Source organism: Streptomyces sp. NPDC007157 (assembly GCF_040634235.1).
GTDB lineage: Bacteria > Actinomycetota > Actinomycetes > Streptomycetales > Streptomycetaceae > Streptomyces.
The window spans coordinates 449,435-471,400 of the sequence record NZ_JBEYFE010000005.1 but is presented as its reverse complement, the minus strand read 5'-3'; the positions used below and the strand labels follow the sequence as shown (position 1 = coordinate 471,400).

The 21,966-nt window shown below is 71.6% G+C and carries 15 protein-coding genes, 2 tRNA genes and 1 riboswitch; of the genes, 6 read left to right on the top strand and 11 right to left on the bottom strand.

Annotated elements, in window-relative coordinates; genetic code table 11:
- The first annotated feature begins 247 nt into the window (after positions 1–247).
- From ABZ642_RS12355 to ABZ642_RS12340, 4 genes are all read left to right on the top strand, one after another.
- Positions 248–1,672 carry an MFS transporter gene (locus tag ABZ642_RS12355; RefSeq protein ID WP_360481247.1) on the top strand — a complete coding sequence of 475 codons (1,425 nt, stop codon included), beginning with the start codon at positions 248–250 and terminating at the stop codon, positions 1,670–1,672.
- 242 nt (positions 1,673–1,914) lie between these two features.
- Positions 1,915–3,135, top strand: coding sequence for an L-2-hydroxyglutarate oxidase (gene lhgO, locus ABZ642_RS12350; protein WP_360481244.1), 1,221 nt, complete (start codon positions 1,915–1,917; stop codon positions 3,133–3,135).
- Positions 3,136–3,345: 210 nt separating this feature from the next.
- Complete coding sequence (gene trmB, locus ABZ642_RS12345; RefSeq protein ID WP_360481241.1) at positions 3,346–4,227, top strand: tRNA (guanosine(46)-N7)-methyltransferase TrmB; 882 nt, start codon at positions 3,346–3,348, stop codon at positions 4,225–4,227.
- A 10-nt stretch (positions 4,228–4,237) separates the two neighbouring features.
- Positions 4,238–5,563, top strand: a complete 1,326-nt coding sequence (locus ABZ642_RS12340) for a PrsW family intramembrane metalloprotease (RefSeq protein ID WP_360481238.1) — start codon at positions 4,238–4,240, stop codon at positions 5,561–5,563.
- Between the two features lie 137 nt (positions 5,564–5,700).
- Here ABZ642_RS12340 and ABZ642_RS12335 read toward each other — a convergent pair whose 3' ends face one another.
- The 5 genes from ABZ642_RS12335 to ABZ642_RS12315 form a co-directional block, all read right to left on the bottom strand.
- A complete protein-coding gene (locus ABZ642_RS12335) occupies positions 5,701–6,672 on the bottom strand; it encodes an aldo/keto reductase (protein ID WP_360481235.1) in 972 nt (323 codons plus the stop codon).
- Positions 6,673–6,827: 155 nt separating this feature from the next.
- Positions 6,828–7,865, bottom strand: a complete 1,038-nt coding sequence (locus ABZ642_RS12330; RefSeq protein WP_360481232.1) for a M23 family metallopeptidase — start codon at positions 7,863–7,865, stop codon at positions 6,828–6,830.
- Between the two features lie 9 nt (positions 7,866–7,874).
- Positions 7,875–8,032, bottom strand: a riboswitch (cyclic di-AMP (ydaO/yuaA leader).
- A gap of 268 nt (positions 8,033–8,300) precedes the next feature.
- Positions 8,301–9,395 carry a PP2C family protein-serine/threonine phosphatase gene (locus ABZ642_RS12325; protein ID WP_360481229.1) on the bottom strand — a complete coding sequence of 365 codons (1,095 nt, stop codon included), beginning with the start codon at positions 9,393–9,395 and terminating at the stop codon, positions 8,301–8,303.
- Between the two features lie 216 nt (positions 9,396–9,611).
- Positions 9,612–9,685, bottom strand: a tRNA-Met gene (locus ABZ642_RS12320).
- 57 nt (positions 9,686–9,742) lie between these two features.
- Positions 9,743–10,873 carry a dihydrofolate reductase family protein gene (locus ABZ642_RS12315; protein ID WP_360481226.1) on the bottom strand — a complete coding sequence of 377 codons (1,131 nt, stop codon included), beginning with the start codon at positions 10,871–10,873 and terminating at the stop codon, positions 9,743–9,745.
- Positions 10,874–10,942: 69 nt separating this feature from the next.
- On the opposite strand from ABZ642_RS12315, the gene ABZ642_RS12310 reads away from it, so the two are divergent.
- On the top strand, positions 10,943–11,470 hold the full coding sequence (locus ABZ642_RS12310; protein ID WP_360481223.1) for a MarR family transcriptional regulator: 528 nt from the start codon (positions 10,943–10,945) through the stop codon (positions 11,468–11,470).
- Between the two features lie 161 nt (positions 11,471–11,631).
- Positions 11,632–12,273: a GTP cyclohydrolase II gene (gene ribA, locus ABZ642_RS12305; RefSeq protein WP_360481220.1), complete on the top strand. Its 642-nt coding sequence runs from the start codon at positions 11,632–11,634 to the stop codon at positions 12,271–12,273.
- A gap of 112 nt (positions 12,274–12,385) precedes the next feature.
- On the opposite strand, the gene ABZ642_RS12300 is transcribed toward ribA, so the two are convergent.
- From ABZ642_RS12300 to ABZ642_RS12275, 6 genes are all read right to left on the bottom strand, one after another.
- Entirely contained in the window at positions 12,386–13,114 is a 729-nt protein-coding gene (locus ABZ642_RS12300) for an NAD(P)H-binding protein (RefSeq protein ID WP_360481217.1), read from the bottom strand.
- 561 nt (positions 13,115–13,675) lie between these two features.
- Positions 13,676–13,748, bottom strand: a tRNA-Lys gene (locus ABZ642_RS12295).
- 98 nt (positions 13,749–13,846) lie between these two features.
- Complete coding sequence (locus ABZ642_RS12290; protein ID WP_360481214.1) at positions 13,847–15,361, bottom strand: amino acid permease; 1,515 nt, start codon at positions 15,359–15,361, stop codon at positions 13,847–13,849.
- Between the two features lie 81 nt (positions 15,362–15,442).
- Entirely contained in the window at positions 15,443–18,526 is a 3,084-nt protein-coding gene (locus ABZ642_RS12285) for a VCBS repeat-containing protein (RefSeq protein WP_360481211.1), read from the bottom strand.
- Positions 18,527–18,730: 204 nt separating this feature from the next.
- On the bottom strand, positions 18,731–20,923 hold the full coding sequence (locus tag ABZ642_RS12280; protein WP_360481208.1) for a DEAD/DEAH box helicase: 2,193 nt from the start codon (positions 20,921–20,923) through the stop codon (positions 18,731–18,733).
- Positions 20,924–21,436: 513 nt separating this feature from the next.
- On the bottom strand, positions 21,437–21,961 hold the full coding sequence (locus tag ABZ642_RS12275; protein ID WP_360481205.1) for a hypothetical protein: 525 nt from the start codon (positions 21,959–21,961) through the stop codon (positions 21,437–21,439).
- Positions 21,962–21,966: the final 5 nt, after the last annotated feature.

The window sequence follows — 21,966 nt, the reverse complement described above, 5'->3', positions numbered from 1 at the left end:
GCACCGACCATGGAACCGCTCCCCCGATGGCCGGAGAAGAGCGCACGGACGGGCGCACGGCCACACGGCGGGGGCACGACGCGACAGGCCGTGCACGGTGCGTATATGGGCCGCACTCGCGTACGGACCACAATCCCGCCATCCGGAACAATGCCCCTTAACGCTTGGGATGCGGCGAACTACGCTGGGTTTACGAATGCCGCGTGGTTATGCCACCGCGGCAGCCGTCTGTGTCGAGGGGTGGCGCATGTCCAGGGAGCAACGCGGGCCGAACGAAAAACTCGGCACCGTTCTCGCCCTCGCGGGAATCAGCAACGCAGGACTCGCGCGACGCGTCAACGATCTTGGCGCTCAACGCGGGTTGACTCTTCGCTACGACAAGACGTCGGTGGCGCGCTGGGTGTCGAAGGGCATGGTGCCGCAGGGCGCCGCGCCGCATCTCATCGCAGCCGCGATCGGCCAGAAGCTCGGCCGCCCGGTGCCGCTCCACGAGATCGGCCTGGCGGACGCGGATCCCGCGCCCGAAGTGGGTCTCGCCTTCCCCAGGGACGTCGGACTGGCGGTGCGCTCGGCCACCGAGCTGTACCGGCTCGACCTGGCCGGCCGCCGGGCCGGTTCCGGCGGCATCTGGCAGTCGCTGGCCGGTTCGTTCGCAGTAAGCGCGTACGCAACGCCCGCCTCGCGCTGGCTGATAACCCCCGCCGACAGTTCGGTCGCGCGCGAGGCGAACACCGCCGAGGCCTCCGGCGCACCGCTCAAAGTCGGCCACAGCGACGTCCAGAAGCTGCGGGAGGCGGCCGAGGACGCCAGGCGCTGGGACTCCAAGTACGGGGGCGGCGACTGGCGTTCGTCGATGGTGCCGGAGTGCTTACGAGTGGAGGCGGCACCGCTGCTGCTCGGCGCGTACTCCGACGAGGTCGGGCGGGCGCTGTTCGGGGCAAGCGCCGAACTGACGCGGCTCGCCGGGTGGATGGCCTTCGACACGGGACAGCAGGAGGCCGCGCAGCGGTACTACATCCAGGCACTGCGGCTCGCCCGCGCGGCGGCCGACGTGCCGCTCGGCGGGTATGTCCTGGCATCGATGTCGTTGCAGGCGACGTACCGCGGGTTCGGCGACGAGGGCGTCGACCTCGCGCAGGCGGCCGTCGAGCGCAACCGGGGCCTGGCCACCGCGCGGACCATGAGCTTCTTCCGGCTGGTCGAGGCACGGGCACACGCGCGTGCCGGTGACGCTCAGGCCGCGGGGGCCGCGCTGAAGGCCGCGGAGGGGTGGCTGGAGCGGGCGCGGGAGGGGGACAACGATCCCTCCTGGCTCGGCTTCTACGGATACGACCGGTTCGCCGCCGATGCCGCCGAGTGCTACCGGGACCTGAAGGCGCCGCGCCAGGTGCGACGGTTCACGGAGCAGGCGCTGTCGAAGCCGACGGAGGAGTTCGTGCGGTCGCACGGGCTGCGGCTGGTCGTCTCCGCCGTCGCCGAACTGGAGTCCGGGAACCTCGACGCGGCGTGCGAGCAGGGCGTGCGGGCCGTGGAGGTGGCCGGGCGGATCTCGTCGGCGCGGACGACCGAGTACGTGAAGGATCTGCTGCACCGGCTGGAGCCGTACGGGGACGAGCCGAGGGTGGCGGAGCTGCGAGAGCGGGCGCGGCCGTTGCTGATGGCGCCGGCGTGAGAGGCGCCTGAGCGTCTGCCGGGCTGACGTCCCGTGGCGTGTGCGGGACGCGCGGCGGTCGGCGGCTGAGGCCAGGGGGATCCGCGGGCCGGTGGGGGCTTGTCGCGCGGTTCCCCGCGCCCCTGCCGGGGCGCGGGTCCGTAGCCGTGTGTCGAAGGCGGCCCCCTGCCCTGAAGGGACGCTTCCCCGGCCCCGCGTTTGAAGTCGCTGTCAGTGGCGCAGTGCACTATCGAGCGTGGGAGGTGGTGCAGGTGTCTGCCGGGGTTGCTTATGACTGTGATGTGCTCGTCGTCGGGGGTGGGATCGTCGGGCTGTCCACGGCGTTTGCGATCAGCCGGGCCGCGCCCGGTACCCGGGTCACCGTGCTGGAGAAGGAAGCCGGGGCCGCACGGCATCAGACCGGGCGGAACAGCGGGGTCATCCACAGCGGGATCTACTACCGGCCCGGATCGCTGAAGGCACGGTACGCCGTCAAGGGCGCCGCCGAGATGGTCAAGTTCTGCGCGGAGTACGGCATCGCGCACGCCGTCACCGGCAAACTGATCGTCGCCACCGAGCGGGCGGAGCTGCCCCGGCTGCACGCGCTCGTGCAGCGCGGCCGGGAGAACGGGATACCGGTGCGGGAGCTGGGGGCCGCCCAGATCGCGGAGTACGAACCCGAGGTGCGAGGCCTGGCCGCCATACACGTCGGGACGACCGGTGTCTGCGACTTCGTGGGGGTCGCCCGACAGCTCGGCGAGGCCTCGGGGGCGGAGATCAGGTACGGGGGCCGGGTGGAGCGGATCGACCGGCGGCCGGAGCGGGGCGTGGCCGTGCTCACCTCGCGCGGAGACGTCGTGCGCGGGCGTGTGCTGGTGAACTGCGCCGGGCTGTACTGCGACGAGATCGCCCGGCTGGCCGGTGACGAGCCGGGGATGCGGATCGTGCCGTTCCGCGGGGAGTACTACGAGCTGGCGCGGCGGGAGCTGGTGCGGGGGCTGGTGTACCCGGTGCCGGATCCGGCGTTCCCGTTCCTCGGGGTGCATCTGACCCGGGGCATCGACGGAGGCGTGCACATCGGGCCCAACGCGGTGCCGGCGCTGGCCCGGGAGGGGTATGGCTGGGGTGTCGTACGGCCCCGGGAGGCAGCGGGGACGCTGGCCTGGCCGGGGACGTGGGCGCTGGCCCGGCGGCACTGGCGGTACGGGGGCGGGGAGCTGCGGCGGTCGGTCTCGAAGCGGGCGTTCACGGCGGCCGTACGGCGGCTGCTGCCGGCCGTGACCGATGCGGACCTGGTGCCCGCGGCGGCCGGGGTGCGGGCGCAGGCCGTCCTGCGCGACGGCTCGCTGGTCGACGACTTCCTGATCAAGGAGGGCCCACGGACGGTGCACGTGCTGAACGCGCCCTCGCCCGCGGCGACGGCCTCGCTGCCGATCGGGCGGGAGGTGGCGCGCCGGGCACTGCAGATGCTGGACTCGCTGTGACCCAGGCGGGACCCAGCCATCCGTCTCGCACGCCGTGACCCTGGCGGGACCCGGCCATCCGTCTCGCACGCCGTGACCCAGGCGGCACCCGACCACCCCCGTCCCGCTCGCTGTCACCCGGGCCCGACCCGGCCACCCCGTCCCGCACGCCGTGACCCTGTCGGGACCCCGGCCGCCCCGTCTCGCGCGGGCCGTAAAATCGACTCCACTGTGTCTGACTCGCTCAATGCCCAAGAGACCCCCCGGCCCGCCGAGACCGTCCCCGGCGCCGGCTCCCCGCCCGCTCCCGGTGTGTCCGCCCGGCATACCCGGACCAAGGGGGAGCCGCGGTTCCCGGACGGGCCCAGTGCCGATCCGGCCGGGTCGCACTTCGAGCGGCGGATCCGCAGCTTCCAGCCACGGCGGAGCCGGGTGACCGCCGGGCAGGCGGACGCCCTGCAGCGGCTGTGGCCCAAGTGGGGCCTGGACATCGACGGGCAGCACGTCATCGATCTCGGCGCGCTGTTCGGCAACGCCGATCCCGTCGTCCTGGAGATCGGGTTCGGGATGGGTGAGGCGACCGCGCAGATGGCCGCCGGGGACCCGGGCACCAACATCCTCGCCGTCGACGTGCACACGCCGGGACAGGGGAACCTGCTCAACCTCGCCGACCAGAACGGGCTCTCCCACATCCGGGTCGGCAACGGGGACGCGATCATCCTGCTCCGGGAGATGCTCACGCCCGACTCGCTGGACGGGCTGCGGGTGTACTTCCCGGACCCCTGGCCCAAGAAGCGGCACCACAAGCGGCGGCTGATCCAGCCCGAGTTCCTCGACCTCGCCGCGACCCGGCTCAGGCCGGGGGCGATCGTGCACTGCGCGACGGACTGGGAGCCGTACGCCGAGCAGATGCTCGAAGTGCTCGACGCGCACCCGGCGTTCGAGAACACCCAGGCCGAGGGCGGTTTCGCGGCGCGTCCCCCGTACCGGCCGCTGACCCGTTTCGAGGGGCAGGGGCTGGACAAGGGACATGTGGTGAACGATCTGCTCTTCCGTCGCGTACAGCATCCGGTGCAGCAGGGCGATCAGCACCGACTGGAGTCACCTCGTTAGGGTCGATGCCGTGGCCACCTCCCCGCCGCCGTACCCGCCGTATCCGTCGTACCCTCCGGACCCCACCGGCGCCGGGCTGCGGCATCCTCGCTGGTGGCAGCGGCGCTGGGTGCGGTACGGGGCGCTGAGCACCCTGCTCGCCCTGTCCGGCCTGGTCATCCTCGCGCTGGTGCGGGAGCAGACGGGCACGGAGGGCTTCCTCGTCGGGCTCGGTCTCGCGGTGCTGCCCGTGCCGCTGCTGATAGCCGCGTTCCGCTGGCTGGACCGGGTCCAGCCCGGGCCCTGGCGGAACCTGCTGTTCGCGTTCGCCTGGGGGGCGTGTGCGGCCGCGCTGATAGCGATCGTCGCCAACAGTTTCGCGACCCGCTGGATAGCGACGGCGACCGCGGACCCGAGCAGCGCGGACACGCTCGGGGCGACCGTGATAGCGCCGATCGTCGAGGAGTCCGCCAAGGGCGCGGCCGTGCTCCTGGTCTTCCTGTTCCGCAGACGGGACTTCACCGGGATCGTCGACGGGGTGGTGATAGCCGGGGTCACCGCCACCGGCTTCGCGTTCACCGAGAACATCCTCTACCTCGGTACGGCCTTCGGGACCGACCGGCTGACCGGCGGCACCGGCATCGCCTCCGTCACGGCCGCGACGTTCTTCGTGCGTATCGTCATGTCCCCCTTCGCGCACCCCCTGTTCACCGTCCTCACCGGCATCGGGTTCGGCATCTCCGCGTTCTCCGGGGAAGGGCAGCGGGTGCGCCGCGTGCTCGTGCCGGTCGCCGGGCTGCTGCTCGCGATGAGCATGCACGCGTTCTGGAACGGCTCGTCGACGTTCGGGCGGTACGGGTTCTTCGCCGTGTACGGCATGTTCATGGTGCCGGCGTTCGGGCTGCTGACCTGGCTGGCGGTCTGGACCCGGCAGCGGGAGCTGCGGACCGTGCGGGAGGAGCTGCCGGCGTATGTGTACGCCGGGTGGCTGGGCGCGTCCGAGCCGTTCGTGCTCGGCTCGATGCGGGCGCGGCAGATGGCCCGGGAGTACGCCGCGTACCACTTCGGCAAGCCGGCGGGGCGCGCGGTCGCCGAGTACGAGGCGTACGCGACGACGCTCGCCCTGCTGCGCCGCCGGGGACGGCGGGGACGGGCCGGCGCCGACTTCGTGGTGCGGGAGCGGGAGCTGCTGACGGAACTGTGGAGCCGACGCGAGCTGGTCCGCCCCGCCCTGGGCTACGCGGCCCGCACGGCCGCACCGAAAAGCTGGCCGGTATCCCCGCCGCCGGCGTACGGGGCCCCGGGATGGCACGCGGCTGCGGTGCCGTATCCGTCCTACAACCCGTACCGGAGCTAGTGCAGGCCCCCGGTACCCCAGGGCCCCGGAGGGCTCGGCACCGCCGGAAGAGGCCGCGCGCGGTTGCCGCGGGAAGCCGCGGAAGCCGCGCGGGCCGAGCGCGGGCGCCGCGGGAAACCGCGGAAGGAAAGTGAGCGTCAGGCGGAAGCCGCCGTCAGCTGTGTCAGTTCCTGCTCCGTCAGCTCCAGGTCCGCCACCCCCAGCAGCGCCGGGAGCTGTGCCACCGCGCGGGCCGAGGCGATGGGGGCCGTGACGGTGGGCTGGGCCGCCAGCCAGGCCAGGGCGACCGTGGGGACCGGGGCGGAGTGGGCCTCGGCGATCTCGTCGAGGGCCGTCAGCACCTTCTGGCCCCGCTCGGTCTCCAGGTACTGGGCGGCGCGGCCCGCGCGGGGGCTGTCGACCGTCGTGCCGGGGCGGTACTTGCCGGTGAGGAAGCCGGCGGCCAGGGAGAAGTACGGGACCGCCGCGAGGCCGGTGCGGGAGGCCAGCTCTTGGAGGGGGCCCTCGTAGGTGTCGCGGGAGACCAGGTTGTAGTGGGGCTGGAGGGCGACGTACCGGGCGAGACCCTCGCGGTCGGAGAAGTCCAGGGACTCCTGGAGCCGCTCGGCGGTGATGTTGGACGCGGCGATGTGCCGGACCTTGCCCGCCCGCACCAGTTCGTCCAGCGCGCCGATGATCTCCTCGACCGGGATCTCGGGCTTGTCGAAGTGCGTGTAGTACAGGTCGATGTAGTCGGTGCCCAGGCGGCGCAGGGACGCGTCGGCGGCGGCCTTGATGTTGGCGCCCGACAGACCCGGGTAGTCGGGGTGCTGGCTGACCTTCGTCGCGATCACGACGTCCTCGCGGTTGCCGCGCGCCTCGACCCACTTGCCGATGACGGTCTCGGACTCGCCGCCCTTGTGGCCCTCGATCCAGGCCGAGTACGAGTCGGCCGTGTCCACGAAGTTGCCGCCCGCCGCCGTGTACGCGTCCAGGACGGCGAAGGAGGCGGCCTCGTCGGCGGTCCAGCCGAAGACGTTGCCGCCGAGGCAGAGCGGGAAGACCTCCAGGTCGGAGGCGCCGAGCTTGCGGAGAGAGCGGGAAGCGGGAGAAACGGAAGAAGGGGTCATGCCTCAGTTCAACATCGGCCGCCTGCGGACCGATGCCGCCGCAACGCGAAGTTCTCGTAAAAGCGGAAGGCCCTGGCCGGCCTCCGGGTACACCGAACCGGCAGCCCTGACGTCGGGGGGTTGTCGTCAGGGCCGCCGGGGATCAGTGGGGTCCGTCAGGGGTTGAGGCCCTTGCCGTGCAGCCAGGTCATCGGGTCGATGCCGGTGGCCTGGCCGTTCGGGTGGACCTCCAGGTGGAGGTGCGGGCCGGTGACGTTGCCGGTGGCGCCCACCCGGCCGATGACGTCACCGGTGGCGACCTTCTGGCCGACCTTGACGCCGATCGAGGACTGGTGGCAGAACCACAGCTCGGTGCCGTCGTCCAGGGTGATGATCGTGCGGTAGCCGTACGAGCCGGCCCAGCCGGCCTCCGTGACGGTGCCGCTGTGCACGGCCTTGATCAGCGTGCCGGTGGGCGCCGCGAAGTCGAGGCCGGTGTGGTAGCCGGAGGCCCACATGGAGCCGGCCTGCCCGAAGGTGCCGGTGATCGTGTAAGAGACGACCGGCAGCGTGTACTGCTTGGCCAGCGCGGCGAGCCGCTTCTGCTCGGCCCGCGCCTTCTCGGTGGCCTGCGCCTGCTCCTTGGCGTCGGCAGCCTTGGCGGCCGCCGCCTTCTCCGCCTTGGCCTCCGCGTCGGAGACCGCCTTGTCGGCGGCGGCCACGGCCTTGGCGGTGGCCTTGACGTCGAGCTGGGTCTGCTGCTGCTCGGCCTGGGCGATGATCCGGCTGCGCAGCGCCTCACCGGCGTCGGAGGAGGAGTCCGCGTCGGTGGCGGTGGTCGTCTTGGTGACGCTGCTGAGGGCGGTCTGGGTGGCGTGGTGGCCGCCACCCTCGCCGAGCAGGGAGTCGACGGAGGACGGCAGGTCGGGCAGCGAGATGGAGACCGGCGGCTTGCCGGTGTTGGCGCTGGCCATGCCGCCCGCGCCGACGGCGGCGATGACGCCGACGCCGAGGACCGTGGAGCTGCGGGCGAGCCCGCCGCCGCGCTGCTTGGCGACCCGGTGCCGGCCGCGTACCGGGGCGAGGGACTCCTCGGTGGGGTTCCACTCCTCCCAGGGGCCCTCGTCGGTGCGGTAGCCGCCGTAGCCGTAGGTCTCGGGTTGACGCTGGCTGGGCACGAACGGGGCTGTCGGGGCAGGCCGGTTGGACGCCACGCGGGCGCGCTCCTTTCCTTCCGCCGCCTACCGGGTTAGCTGACGGGTTCGGAGCGGGAAGGTCTCCTACGCGCGTATACCGGCCGATTTCTGCCGACGGCAGCCGTGCGATTCACCCCAAGGTGGTGGTTCCCCGGTTCCCTTGCGGGATTCGGCGCGTGCGCACGGAGCCGTCGCGGGTGACGGCTGGGACGACCGCGCTGCGTTATCGAACGTTAATAGACCCAGCTATCAGATTCCAAGCTGTTCGCCTTGATCATTATGCTTTCAAAGCGTGGACTTACCTGCCACGAACGACCAAAAACGGTCGAGTTGACCATGCGTTCTGTTCGGCTCAGGAGTCACACGCGTTTTGATGGTGACTCAGACGTTATGCGGAGGGCGGCCATCCGTGCACTGTGGGTGACAATCCCCAGTACGGCCCGGTGACCGCGCTCAGAGCCGCCGTACGGCGAGCAGCGCCATGTCGTCCGTCATGCCGCCGCCGGTGTGCCGGCGCACCTCGGCCGCGAGCCGGGCCAGCAGCGGGCCGGGGGCGGTGACGACCCGGCCGGTCAGCCGCCGCTCGAGGTCGTAGAACCGGCCGTGCGCGTCCCGCGCCTCGGAGAGCCCGTCGGTGTGCAGCAGCAGCGTGGCCCCACTCGGGAACGCGTGCTCGGCGGCCCGGTCCGGCCAGACCCCCAACTCGCCCAGCCCCAGCGGCAGCGCGGCCTCGGGCACTCCTACCGGGCTCACCCTGCCGTCGCCGTACAAGAGCAGGGGCGGCGGATGGCCGCGGTTGACGACCCGGACCGTGCCGTCGCCGTGCGGGAGTTCGGCGAGCACCGCGGTGGTGAATCCCTCGAACGCGTCGACGCCGCCGCGCCGGACACCCTCGCGGGCCAGCGCCCGCTCCAGCCGCCCCGCCACCGCCTCCAGCGTGGCCTCCTGCTCGGCGGCCTCCCGGAACGCGCCGATCACCACGGCTACGGCGGCGACCGCGCCCATGCCCTTGCCGCGGACGTCGCCGACGACCAGCCGCACGCCGTACGGGGTGTCCTGGACGGCGTACAGGTCGCCGCCGATGAAGGCGTCCTCCTGGGCCGCCTCGTAGCGGGCGGCGATCTCGAGGCCACCGATCCGCTCGGGGGGCTCGGGCAGCACCGCCCGCTGGGAGGCCTCCGCGATCTGGCGGGCGGAGGCGAGGCGCTGGTCACCGAGGCGGACGATCCGGTTGATGCCGGCGGCGAGGACGGCGACGGTGGCCACCGTCGCCATCTCGGTGACACCGTCCACGCCGGGCAGCAAGCCGAAGCGGGCGTGCACGGCGTAGGCGACGAGGAAGGACACGACGCCGGTCAGGACGGTGGTGCGGAGGGAGGAGAGGGGCGCGGCGATCAGCGGGGCGGCCGTGAAGAAGGGGATCGCGGTGAAGGCGGGCGGGGTGCGGACGTCATAGAAGACGCCGGCCGCGATCAGCAGGGCGGGCAGGAAGCGGGCCAGGGTGCGGACGGCTGCGGACACGTCCTCCTGCGCCTCTCCAGAACCCACGCTACGACTCCCCATATGTCTCATATGCCCAATATGCGCCCGTCCAGATTTGCGGCTGTGAGCGAGCAGGGGCGAGTGGTGTGGACCGGGCGGATGAGTACGGACGGGTGTGATGAGGGACACGTGGAGAACCACGTGCAGGAACACGTCCGACATACGTCCCGGTATACGACTCAGGGCCGGAATCCTTGTTCGGATTCCGGCCCTGGCCTTCAGTAGCGGGGACAGGATTTGAACCTGCGACCTCTGGGTTATGAGCCCAGCGAGCTACCGAGCTGCTCCACCCCGCGTCGGTGAAACCAGCATACGCCATTTGAAGAGCGTGAGTCACACGGGTTGCGGGGAGGTCAGCTCAGCAGGTGCGCGTTCGGGGTTTTCGCCAGCTCCTCGTAGGCGCCCAGCACCAGCACCGCCATCCCCGCCTCCCGCAGCATCCCCGTCCCGTCGGCCGCCTCGACGAAGGTGTCCGGCTCGCGCCACGCCGTCACCACCCGCCGCACCCCGGCCCGGAGGATCAGCTCGGCGCAGGGGTGCGGCCGGGAGGCGCGGTGGGTGCAGGGTTCGAGGCTGGTGTAGACCGTGGCCGTGGCCAGCCGGGGGTCGGCCGGGGAGATCTTGGCCAGGGCCGCCTCCTCCGCGTGGACGACCGGGTCGCCGGCCTCCCGGGAGTGGCCACGGGCCAGTTCCGTGCCGTCGGCCGCGACCACCACCGCGCCGACGCTGAAGGCGGTCCGGGAGGGCGGGCAGTCGGCCGCCAGCTCGCAGGCGAGCCGCAGCCAGTGCCGGTCCGCGGCGGACGCCACCGCACCCGCGCCGGGGGCGGTGGGTTCGTACCGCGTCAGGACGACGTCCCCGATCCGGCGGCTCTCCAGGAGCCGCAGCCGCCCGGCCTGGTACCCGCCCGGCCCGAACAGCCGCGGCGCCTTCGGGTCGCCGACGAAGAGCGGGGCCAGGACCAACTGGAGTTCGTCGGCCAGGCCCTGCTGGAGGAGCTGGGTGTGGACGGTGCCGCCGCCCTCGACCATCAGGCGCCCGACCGACCGCGCCTCGTGCAGGTCCCTCAGCAGCGCGGGCCAGTCGAGGGCGGCGCCGAGGGAGACGACGTCCGCGGCGATACCGAGGCCGCGGATCCGCGTCGCGCCCAGGTCCGTCGTGTACACGACCTTCGCGCCGCCGGTGTGCCAGAACTTCGCGTCCGGGTCGAGGTCGCCGGTCGCGGTGACCGTGACCTTGAGGGGGTACTCGGACCTGCCCGCGGCGGTCCGGGCCGCGCGCCGTCCGGGATCGTTGACCAGCAGCCGCGGGTTGTCCGCGCGGATGGTGCCGGCGCCGATCAGGATCGCGTCGACGGAGGCCCGCACCTCGTCGACGCGGTCGAAGTCGGCCGGGGACGAGAGCAGCAGGCGGTCGGGGCCGGTGTCGTCGAGATAGCCGTCGAGGGAGACGGCGGCGGACAGCAGGACGTAGGGGTACGGCATCGGACGTGCTCACTCCCGAGGGCGACGGGCAGGCTTGGTTAAACTTTGAAACAAACCTACACTGGCTGTATGACGACTCGCTGGCTGACGCCGAAGGAGCAGAGCGCCTGGCGCGCCTACATCTCGGCGACACACCTCCTGGACGATGCGATGGACCGGCAGCTCCAGCAGGACGCTGGCATGCCGCATCTGTACTACGGCATCCTCGTCAGTCTCTCCGAGGCGCCGGAGCGCAAGCTGCGCATGACCGACCTCGCCGAGAAGTCGAAGATCACCCGGAGTCGGCTGACGTACGCGGTGACCCGGCTGGAGAAGGACGGGCTGATCCGGCGCGAGGACTGCAAGTGGGACAAGCGGAGCAGCTTCGCAGCCCTGACCGACGAGGGCATGGCGGTGCTGGAGCGCGCGGCGCCGGGCCATGTGGAGACCGTACGGGCGGCGGTGTTCGACCATCTCTCCCCGGAGCAGGTGGACCAGCTGGAGGAGATCAGCTCGGCGATCGCACGGGCGCTGGAGGGTGACGCGTCGACCCCGCGGCCGACCTCCGACGAGGTTCCCTGGCGGCGGCGGTCGTCGCCCTGTTCCGGCCCCTCGTAAGGCCTCGGCCTGCCGGCAGGTCTCGCGGTGGGGCCTCGTGGATATTCCCGTAAAACCCTGTTGCTTCAAATTTAAAACATGGGTAGGGTTCCAGCGGTGGATCTGCTTCAAATCTGAAGCAGAGGCCGCTAACGTCCTGCACCCGGACACAGGAGAACCCGATGCCCGACTTCCCCGCCGCCACCCAGCGCGCCCGCGTCCGGGTACCGCTGCGCTTCACCGACGGCTACAGCGTCAACGCCGAACTCGTCACGTTCCATGGCCTCACCGACGGCCAGGAACACGTGGCCGTCGTCCTCGGCGACCCCGCGCCCGGCACCCTCCCGCTGGTCCGGCTGCACTCCGAGTGCCTGACCGGCGACGTCTTCGGCTCGGCCCGCTGCGACTGCGGACCCCAGCTGCGCGAGGCCGTCGAGCGCATCGCGGAGCGCGGTGGCGTGCTGCTGTACCTGCGCCAGGAGGGGCGCGGCATCGGCCTCTACAACAAGCTCGACGCCTACGCCCTCCAGGACCAGGGCCTCGACACCTACGAGGCGAACGCCGCCCTCGGCCTCCCCGAGGACGGCCGCGACTACACCGCCGCCGCCCAGATGCTGGCCGCCCTCGGCGTCACCGACCTCGACCTGCTCTCCAACAACCCCGACAAGGCGGAGCAGTTGCGGGGCCTCGGCGTCACCGTCCGGGACCGCGTCCCGACCGGTGTCTTCCGCACCGCGCACAACGTCCGCTACCTGCGCGCGAAGGTCCTGCACACCCAGCACACGCTCCCGCTCGCCGAGCTGACGGAACTCAACGCGGGCTGAGTGGGAAGGCGGGACGACCGGCCGACGCCTGACGGAACGACCGGCCGTCGCCTGGCGGAACGGCCGAACCGTCACGGAGCGCGGCCATCGCGTTCGCCCCGCGCCGGATTGATCAGGCGAGCCAGTCGGTGTAGCGGGTGGGGGCGAGATGGGCGTCCTTGTCGGTGAGGACGTCGCCCTTGACCACGGCGAACAGGCCGGCGGTGGGGTCGGTGACGACGGTGCGGTTGTCGCCCTTGCGGGACAAGGTGAACCGGCCCAGCTCGTCCAGGGTGAAGACGTCGGGTCCGGCGATGTCACGGATGCCGTTGAGCGGGGCGCCCGTGGCGACCTCCGCCACCGCCGCGGCCACGTCCGCGGCGGCGATGGGCTGGATGGGCGTGGCGGGCAGCCGGACGGTGTCGGCGTCGGAGCCCCAGGAGATGACGTCGTCCATGAACTCCATGAACTGCGTCGCCCGGACGATCGAGTAGGGGACCGGTCCGGTCGCGAGGATGTGCTCCTGGAGCGTCTTGGCCCGGTAGTAGGCCATTTCCGGCACCTGGTCCACGCCGACGATCGAGAGGACGACGAAGTGGCCGACGCCGCCCCGGTGGGCCGCGGCCACGAGGTTGTCCATCGAGGTCTGGAAGAAGGCCGGGGAGGCCTCGTCGAAGGTCGGGGAGTTCGTCAGGTTGACGACGACGTCGGCTCCGGCCAGCGCCTCGTCCACCCCCTGGCCGCTGAGGACGTCGACACCGGTGGACTTCGAGTGCGGTACCGCCTCGTGCCCGGCGGCGGTCAGGTTCCTGACGACCTGCGACCCGATGAGCCCGGTGCCGCCGATGACTGCGATCTTCATGGCGTGCCTTTCACGGAGGTTCTGTTCACGAGGGTTATGTCTGGAAATATGACATCCGGACGGTTACATGGGTGGGCCATGAAACAGTCGCGCCGGGTACGGCCCACCCGGTCGCCCGAAACTCGTTCGTCGTCCGTCGTCCGTCGCGCGGCGGCGCTGGCCTCGCCGGCCATGGGAGCACGAGCGCAGTACGTGGTGGTCGAGAACGGCGCCTGGCAGCGGTACTACTCGCACTGGGCCGCCAACCGGGTGGGGACCTGACCCGTCCGCCGGGCTGGTTCGAGACCTTCGAACCTTCCTGGTACGCGGACCCCGAGAGCACCGAGCCCTTGTCCGTCGTCTCCCTGCGCCTGCCCGAGGGAAGCGTTCACGCGTGGGGCAGCGGCCGGGAGCCCATCGAGCACCTCGCCGACGGCTCCGGCCTGATCGACCTGCTCGTCGCGTCGCCGGCCAGGAAGTTGACTGACCGCCACTCCCGAAACACCGCAGCGTCCGAGTCAGCCGAAGCCGACCCGGACGCTGCACGGCAGGTCGGGGATCAAATCCCCCGCCCACCACCTGTAGGCCGTGTGGGACTCGAACCCACAACCAATGGATTAAAAGTCCACTGCTCTGCCAATTGAGCTAACGGCCCAGGCGATGTTGCCTCCCCGAGCATAGCCGGACGGAGCCGTGTCGCCGATCGGGTATCGGGGTGGCGGCCGCGTCGTGAGGCAGAAGTGGCCCGGAGCGTCAGAGATCGACCAGTTTGGCGGTGTCCTCGTGGCGTGCTCTGTCCGGGTTGAGGAACCAGTGCCGGGCCGACACCTGCCACCAGATCGCGGCGAAGCCGAGGACCGCGAGGACGGCCACCGGGGCGTAGTTGAAGGACTTCCAGGTGACCGGGGAGACCTGCGGGAGCATGAAGAGGACGGTGATGACGCCGACCCAGGCCACCGAGATCACGCCGATCACCCCGGACCAGCGGCCCAGATGCCACGGCCCGCGTTCGAACGCGGCGCCCTTCCTGACCCGCAGCAGCGTCGGGATCACGTACGCCACGTACAGCCCGATCACCGCGATCGACGTCACCGCGGCGTAGGCCGTGTAGTTGATCAGGTACGGAAGGCCCAGGGCGAGCGCGGCGAAGGCCGCCAGCCAGACCGCCGCCACCGGAGTGCGGGTACGCGGGCTGACCGTGTGCCAGACACGGGAGAAGGGGAGCGCGCCGTCGCGGGAGAACGCGTAGATCATCCGGCTGTTGGCCGTCACCGACGCCATTCCGCAGAAGAGTTGGGCGCCGATGACGACGAGGAGCAGGAGCTTGCCGGTCGTGGCGCCGAGCGCGTCCAGGAGAATCTGGGCCGGCGGTGCCCCCGTCGGGGACCCCAGTTCCTTGTCGTACGACTGGATCGCGAAGGTGAAGCCGAGGAGCAGGACGAAGCCGGCGATCCACGACGTCCAGATCGAGCGGACGATGCCCCGGGGGCCCGCCGTCGACGCGTCGTGCGTCTCCTCCGTCATGTGCGCCGAGGCGTCGTACCCGGTGAAGGTGTACTGGGCCATCAGAAGCCCGAGCAGGACCACGTACGGACCGCTGCTCCAGCCCGTCCTGTTCACGAACTCGGTGAAGACGAAGGACGCCGACTGGTGGTGGTCGGGGACGAAGGTCAGCACGCCGACGATGACCGCGACACCGACGACGTGCCACCACACGCTGACGCTGTTGAGCAGGGCGACGATGCGGACGCCGAAGGTGTTCAGCAGGCCGTGCAGGAGCAGGATCGCGGCGAAGAGGAGGATCGTGCGGCCCGGGGTCACCTTGAAGTCGAACTGCAGGTTCAGGTAGGCGCCCAGGAAGGACGCGGCGCCGAAGTCGATGCCCGCGGTCACCGCCACCTGGCCGAGCACGTTGAACCAGCCCGTGAACCACGCCCAGGCGGCCGCGCTGCGCGGCGGGGCCAGACGGTGGGCCCAGAAGTAGAGACCCGCCGAGGTGGGATAGGCGGAGCAGATCTCGGCCATGGAGAGGCCTACGAAGAGGGTCATCAGGCCCACGGCCACCCAGCCCCAGGTGATCACCGCGGGACCGCCGGTGATCATGCCGAAGAGGTAGAGGGTGAGACAGCCGGAGAGGACCGAGATGATCGTGAAGGAGACCGCGTAGTTCGAGAAGGCCGACATACGGCGGGCCAGGACCTGGGTGTAGCCGAGCTGGGCCAGCCGCTCCTCGTCGGAGGTCGCTGTGCCTATCGCGTCATCTGTCATGCCCCCAGCGATTCCCTCACCGGGGGCGTGACATGCGTCACAGCATGGCTGAAAACCTTCTGGAACCCACCGGAAACAGGGCTAGAAGAGGCCCTTGTAGCCCTGCCAGCCCGTCCCGATCTTCACCCGGGCCGCGAACGACCCCTTGCCGGTCCCGGTCTGCCGGTACAGGTTGCCCGCGGTGTCCCGCATGACCAGGTCGTTCCTGCCGTCCCCGGTGATGTCCCCGACGCCCACGACCGCGTTGTACGACGAGCCCCACCCGGTTGCGATCTTCACCCGGCCGCCGAAGCCGCCCTTGCCGGTGCCGTAGTACCGGTACAGGTTGTCGGCCTTGTCCTGCGCGACCAGGTCCCCGACCCCGTCGCCGTTCAGGTCCCCGGCGCCGACGACCTTCTTGTACGTCTTCCAGTTGTCGTACAGCTTCACGCGGGCGGAGAGCTTGCCGGTGCTGGTCGCCTTGTACAGGTACACCGCGCCGGTCGCGGAGTTGCGGGCGATCAGGTCGGGGCGGCCGTCCTTGTTCAGGTCGCCGGGCGAGGTGAGGACGTCGTACTGGTTCCAGCCGCTCGTGCCGAGGCTCCAGGACCCCGTCGACGGGGTGAGTGCCGCGCCGCAGTCGGGCAAGTAGGCGCGCAGCGCACCGCTGGGCAGGCGCACCAGTACATCGTTGCAGCGCTCCTCGTTCAGGTCACCGAACGGCACGGCGACCGTTTTCGTCGACCAGCCGTTCCCGGAGACCTTCCCGGCGAAACCGCCCTTGCCCGTCCCCTTCTGGAAGGTCATCGTGCCCGAGGAGTTGAGCGTGAGCAGATCACCGAAGCCATCGGCGCCCACGTGGTCGTGCTGCACCGGAGTCCCCATCTTGACCCGCACCGAGCCGGTCGCCTGGAGCGGCGCCCCGGCGCCGTCGGCGGGGGTGACGGACAGCGTCCACTCGTACGCCCCGTTCGCCACCGGCACATCCCCGGGCGCCTTCCGGTCCATCGCGGACCAGCCCACCGTCAGCGCGCCTCGCGTCTCACCGCCGTCCGCCGTGTCGACGACCTCGCCGGTCGCCTTGGAACGCACGGTGAGCTTCCAGCCGGACGCCGGCTTCGACAACAGCACGCTCGTCAGCGTGTCCGGCGTCGTGTCGACCGTGCGCGGGGCGACGGTCGTCGCGCTCCGAGCGGGCGAGAGCAGCCGCAGGGGCTGCTGGGGCACCCCGGACGGTACGAGACGCACCTGCTCCCTGGCGTCCACATAGGCCGCGTTGGCGCCGGACTCGTCGACCGTCCAGCGCACGTCCCGCTGCGAGACCCCGGTGTCGGGCAGGTCGCCGATCACCCGGCTGACGGGGGTCCCGTCGGCGACGGTCGTCGACACCAGCTTCCCGGCCGCCTTGTCGTGCGTGACGACATACCCGTCGCCGAGCTTGGCCTCGTCGGCCGGGACGGACACGGACTTCTTCGCCGTACGGTCGTACACCCCGGCTCTGTCCCCGCAGTTCCAGTACAGCCAGCGGCCCAGCGCCTGGAGTTCGGTGGGCGCGCAGCCGGCATCGGTGGTGATGGTCTCGACCGTCTTCCGCTGCGTCAGGTCGTACGCCGTGACGGTGCCGGGGGTCGCGCCCGGCGTCCACAGCGTGTCCCCGGAGAGGGCGGCGGGGCCGGGGGTGCGGGTGAGAACCGGGGTGAGGCTGCCGCCGACGATCCCGTAGACGGACTGCCGGTCGGACGTCGTGTGGATCAGGTACGTGCCGGAGGCGTCGGTGATCCGTCCGCCGGCCGGGACCTGGGTCTCCCAGTGCTGACGGGGTTCGGCGACCGTGATCCGGTCCGACCCGCTCGCACCGCGCTGGAGCGACGCGACCCGCCCGCCCGGCATGCCGAACAGCTGCGAGCAGCCGAGGTCCGTCTCCGCGCAGGTACCCAGCCGGGTGGTGATCCCGTCGAGCGAGGTGCGCGCCCCGAACGTCGGCGTCCCGGTCGCGGCGACGGTCCGGGCGAAGGCGTCCCGGACTTCGAGGACACTCGCGTCGCCGACGACCAGCGTCCCCTGGTCCAGGGACAGCCCCTGGATCTTGTACGGCGGCTTGGGCAGCGCCTTGACCTGGGTCACCGTCGGCTCGCCGCCCGGGCCCGGCTGGATGCGCTGGACACCCCAGTCGTCCGCGGCGGCGCCGGTACGGCCGACCACCAGGGCACCGCCGTCGGAGGCGGCGGCGACGCCGCCGTTCGACGCGGGCAGCAGGGTCCTCGAAGGACCGCCGGCGATCGGCTTGGCGATCACCGCCGTACCGGGCTGGGTCAGCAGCCAGTCGCCGACGACCGCGAGGCCCGTCGCGGGCAGCATGCCGCTACCGCCGAGCGTCACCGCGACCGGGGCGGCGGACAGGTCGGTGCGGGAGTACACCTGGACCGTGGGGTCGTTCGTGTTGAAGAGGACGACATGGGCGGGGGTGACTTGCGCGTTGAGGTAGACCTTGGCGGTGGGCGGGGTCCACGCCCGCACCTGCCCCGTGTGCCGGTCGACCATGACCGAGGTGTACGACCCGCCGCCGGTCCGTCCGGCGAGGAAGAGCAGCCCGTCCGCGTCGCCGCCCTTGGGCTGCCCGAGCACGTATCCGTCGGGCACCCCGGTCACCGGCACGTCACGCGTGCTGCCGTCGTCCTGCGGCAGCAGCAGATGCATCTCGCGGGTCACCGTGCCGTTCCCGTCGGGCACCTGCCGGTAGGCGACCGCCAGGTCGGCGTAGGCGGTGAGCAGCGAGAGCCCCTCGGGGGTGTGGATCGTCCGGGTGGTGCCGTCGGCCGCGTTCCACAGGTCGACCCGGCCGTCGGCGTACCTGTACGCGAGGACGTCGCCGCCGGCGGTCGAGTAACTGGTGTAGCCGGACGGGTGGACCACCGGCACCGAGACGCCGGTGGAGTAGCGCGTCCAGACCAGCCCGGCGCCCTCCAGACTGTGGAACACGCCCTGGTCACCGGCGCCGTCGTGGCCGCCGTACGTCGACTTCCCGTAGAGCGCCCCGGACGTGTACGTGCCGCGCAGCGTCGGCGGTACGACCGTCTCCTGTGCGGTGCCGGCCGTCGCCGACGGGGCCGGCAGCAGTGGGCTCAGGGCTGCCGCCAGTACGGCGGTCGCGGCGATGAGGCGCAGGCGTGCAGGGGCATGACGCACCACGAAGAGTCCCTCCCCAGGAACGGAGACGGGTTCGGCGCCGCTCACTCCGACGCCCTCGGCCCCCCGGCCTACCCACCCGTCACACAAGTGTGCTGATCTTACAGGCGCTTCACAGGTTCGCACCCAGCCATTCCGGACGCGTCATGGCGAAGGGCCCGTACGACAGGTCGTCGTACGGGCCCTTCCTCAGCTCACTCGGTGTCAGCCGTTGCGCTTCCAGCGCGGCTTGTCGTCGCGGCGGAAGGAGCTGGAGCCGGAGCCGGTGCCGCGGTGGTCGTCACGGCGGCCGTAGGGGCGGTCGTGGCCGCCGCTGCGGAAGCCCGGACGGTCGTCGCGGTGGTCGCGGTTGAAGGGACGGTCGCTGCCCCGGTGGCCGGACGGACGGTCGTCGCGGCGGAAGCCGCCACGGTCGCCGCCGTCACGACGGTCGTCCCGGCGGAAACCACCCGACGGACGCTCGTCACGACGCTCGAAGGAACGGCCACCACGGTCACCGTCACGACGGTCGTCCCGGCGGTCGTCCCGGCGGAAGCCACCCGACGGACGCTCGTCACGACGCTCGAAGGAACGGGCACCGCGGTCGTCGCGGCGGTCGTCCCGGCGGAAGCCGCCCGACGGACGGTCGTCGCGGCGGAAGCCGCCACGGTCACCGCCGTCACGACGGTCGTCCCGGCGGAAACCACCCGACGGACGCTCGTCACGACGCTCGAAGGAACGGCCACCACGGTCACCGTCACGACGGTCGTCCCGGCGGAAGCCACCGGAGGGACGCTCGTCACGGCGGTCACGGCGCTCGTAGTTGCCCCGCTCGTCGCGCTGCTGACGCGGACGCTCGTACGACGAGGACTCCTGACGGGCCGGCGCCTCGACGGCCGCCTGCTCCGCCACCTCGGCCTCGGCGACGGCCTCGGCGACGGCAGCGGCCTCGGCCACCGCGGTCTCCGGGTCCTCGCCACGCTCGCGGGCGGCACGGGCGACCAGACGGTCGGCCTCCTCGCGCAGCTCCGCGGCCCGGCGCTGCGCCCGCTCCAGCTCCTTGGTGAGCTGGGTGACCTCGCGCTCGGCCTGCTGCGCCGCGTTGCCCGCGGACTCGGCCTGGACCTCGGTCATCGAACGGGCGCCGGTGATCTCGGCGACCTCGGGCTCGAAGGCCGTACCGGAGTTGATGATGTGACGGCCGGCGTCGACGCCCGCGTCCTCCATCAGCCGGAAGATCTGCCGGCGCTGGTGCGGGAGGGAGAGGGAGACGACGGTTCCGGTGCGGCCGGCGCGGGCCGTGCGGCCGGCGCGGTGCAGGTAGTCCTTGTGGTCGCCGGCCGGGTCGACGTTCAGGACCAGGTCGATGCCGTCGACGTGGATGCCGCGGGCGGCGACGTCGGTGGCGACGAGCGCGTTGACGTAGCCGTCCTTGAAGTCGGCCAGCGTCCGGGTGCGGGCGCCCTGGGTCATGCCGCCGTGCAGCGCGTCGGCCTTCACACCGGCGTCGCGCAGCTGCTCGGCGATCCGGTCGGCGCCCAGCTGGGTGCGGACGAAGATGATCGTGCGGCCCTTGCGGGAGGCGATCGCGGCGGTGACCGGCGCCTTGTCCTTGGGCTTCACGATGAGGATGTGGTGGGACATCGTCGTGACGTTGCCCTGGGCGCTGTCGACCTCGTGCGTGACCGGGTCGGTCAGGTAGCGCTTGACCAGCGTGGAGATCTCGTTCTCCATCGTGGCCGAGAACAGCATGCGCTGGCCGCCGGCCGGGATCTGGTCGAGCAGTTCCGTGACCTCGGGCAGGAAGCCCAGGTCGGACATCTGGTCGGCCTCGTCGAGGACGGCGATCTGCACGTCCTCCAGGGAGCAGGCGCCGCGGTTGATGATGTCGCGGAGACGGCCGGGGGTGGCGACGAGGATGTCGACGCCGCGCTCCAGGGCGTAGATCTGGTTGCCCATGGACGTACCGCCGCAGACGACCTTCATCTTCAGGCCGAGAACGTCGCCGTACGGCTGGAGGGCGTCCGCGACCTGCATGGCCAGCTCACGGGTCGGGGTGAGGATGACGGCGCGGGGCCGCTTCTTCTCGGTACGGCCGCCGGCCAGCGTGGCCAGGGTGGGCAGACCGAAGGAGAGGGTCTTGCCGGAGCCGGTGCGGCCACGGCCGAGGATGTCCTTGCCGACCAGGGCGTCCGGGATGGTCGCGGCCTGGATGGGGAAGGGGGTCGTCACACCGTTCTGCGCGAGCTTGCGCACGACGCCCTCGGGGAGACCGAGGTCGGCGAAGGTGATCTGAGGGGTGTCGGTGGTGTCAGTGGTGTCGGTGGTGTCAGCGGTCTCCTCGGAGACCTGGGTCACCAGCTCGTTGTCCTCGTTGTTCTCGGACACGACGAACTGATCAGTACTGGACACGGACATGCGAATGCGAAACCTTCCGGAGTCTCTTCGGCACGCGCCCGTCAACTCCGTGATTCGCTCACGACCGCCTCAATGCGGTCCGCCACGGCAAGGGAGAGTACGCGCCACACGGCGCGCTCTGCGGTGGCGCCGGGCAAATGGGATCAAACGATCTACCACCATACGCACCCAACACCCCTCAAGGCAAACCGCCCCCCAAACCCGCAGCTCACACACCCCCACACCCCTCCGCCGGCCCCTCCCCCGGACCCGCCCCCGGACCCGCCCCCGATCCCTTCCCTGGCCACTCCCTCGGCCCGTTCCCCCGGCCTCTTCCCTCGGCCTCTTCCCTCGGCGGCTTCTTGCGCAGCTCTTCCTCCGCCGCCCAGTTTCTTGATTTCTTGCCCGCCGCGACGGCGCTCGGCCCCCACGGCGCTCTCCGGCGGTGCCGGACCCACCGGTGCTGGTCGCGGCCAAGGCCAAGCGGTCGCTTGTCGCGGCTGAGCCACCGGCGCTCTGCAGGCCGACGGCGACCTACGCCGGTGTGCCGGCCTGCGGTGCCGGTTCCCGTTGCACCAGCTGCGGCCCCGTGTCCTCGTGCGCCGACGAGGACGGCTCGGCGGACGGCGGATCTGTGGCCGGCGGTGGCGGTGTCGGTGAGTCCGGCGGTGGCGTGGGGGAGGCCGCCGGCGGCGTGGGCGACGCCGGCGCCCCCGAAGGTCCGGCCGGCACCCCCGGCGCCACGCTCTTCCCCGGCTTCACCGGCACCGTCGGCCCCGCACTCGCGCCCTTCGTCGGCTTGGCGGACGCCGACCCGGACTCCCCCGGCTTCGGCTTCCCCCCATGCCCCCGCTTCCCGTCGGCCATCTCACCGCCGTACCCCGCGCCGCCCTCGCCGGACACCCCGGAACCGCCGTCGGCCTCGTCGCCGTCCCGGTGCCCTGCGGAGTGCGACGGCTTGGCCTTCCCCGCGTCGTCCCCGACGTTCACACAGCCCGCGGCGGCCGCGACGGCCATCACGGTGACGGCCAGACGGACGGGTACGTACAAGGGGCGCACTGCGG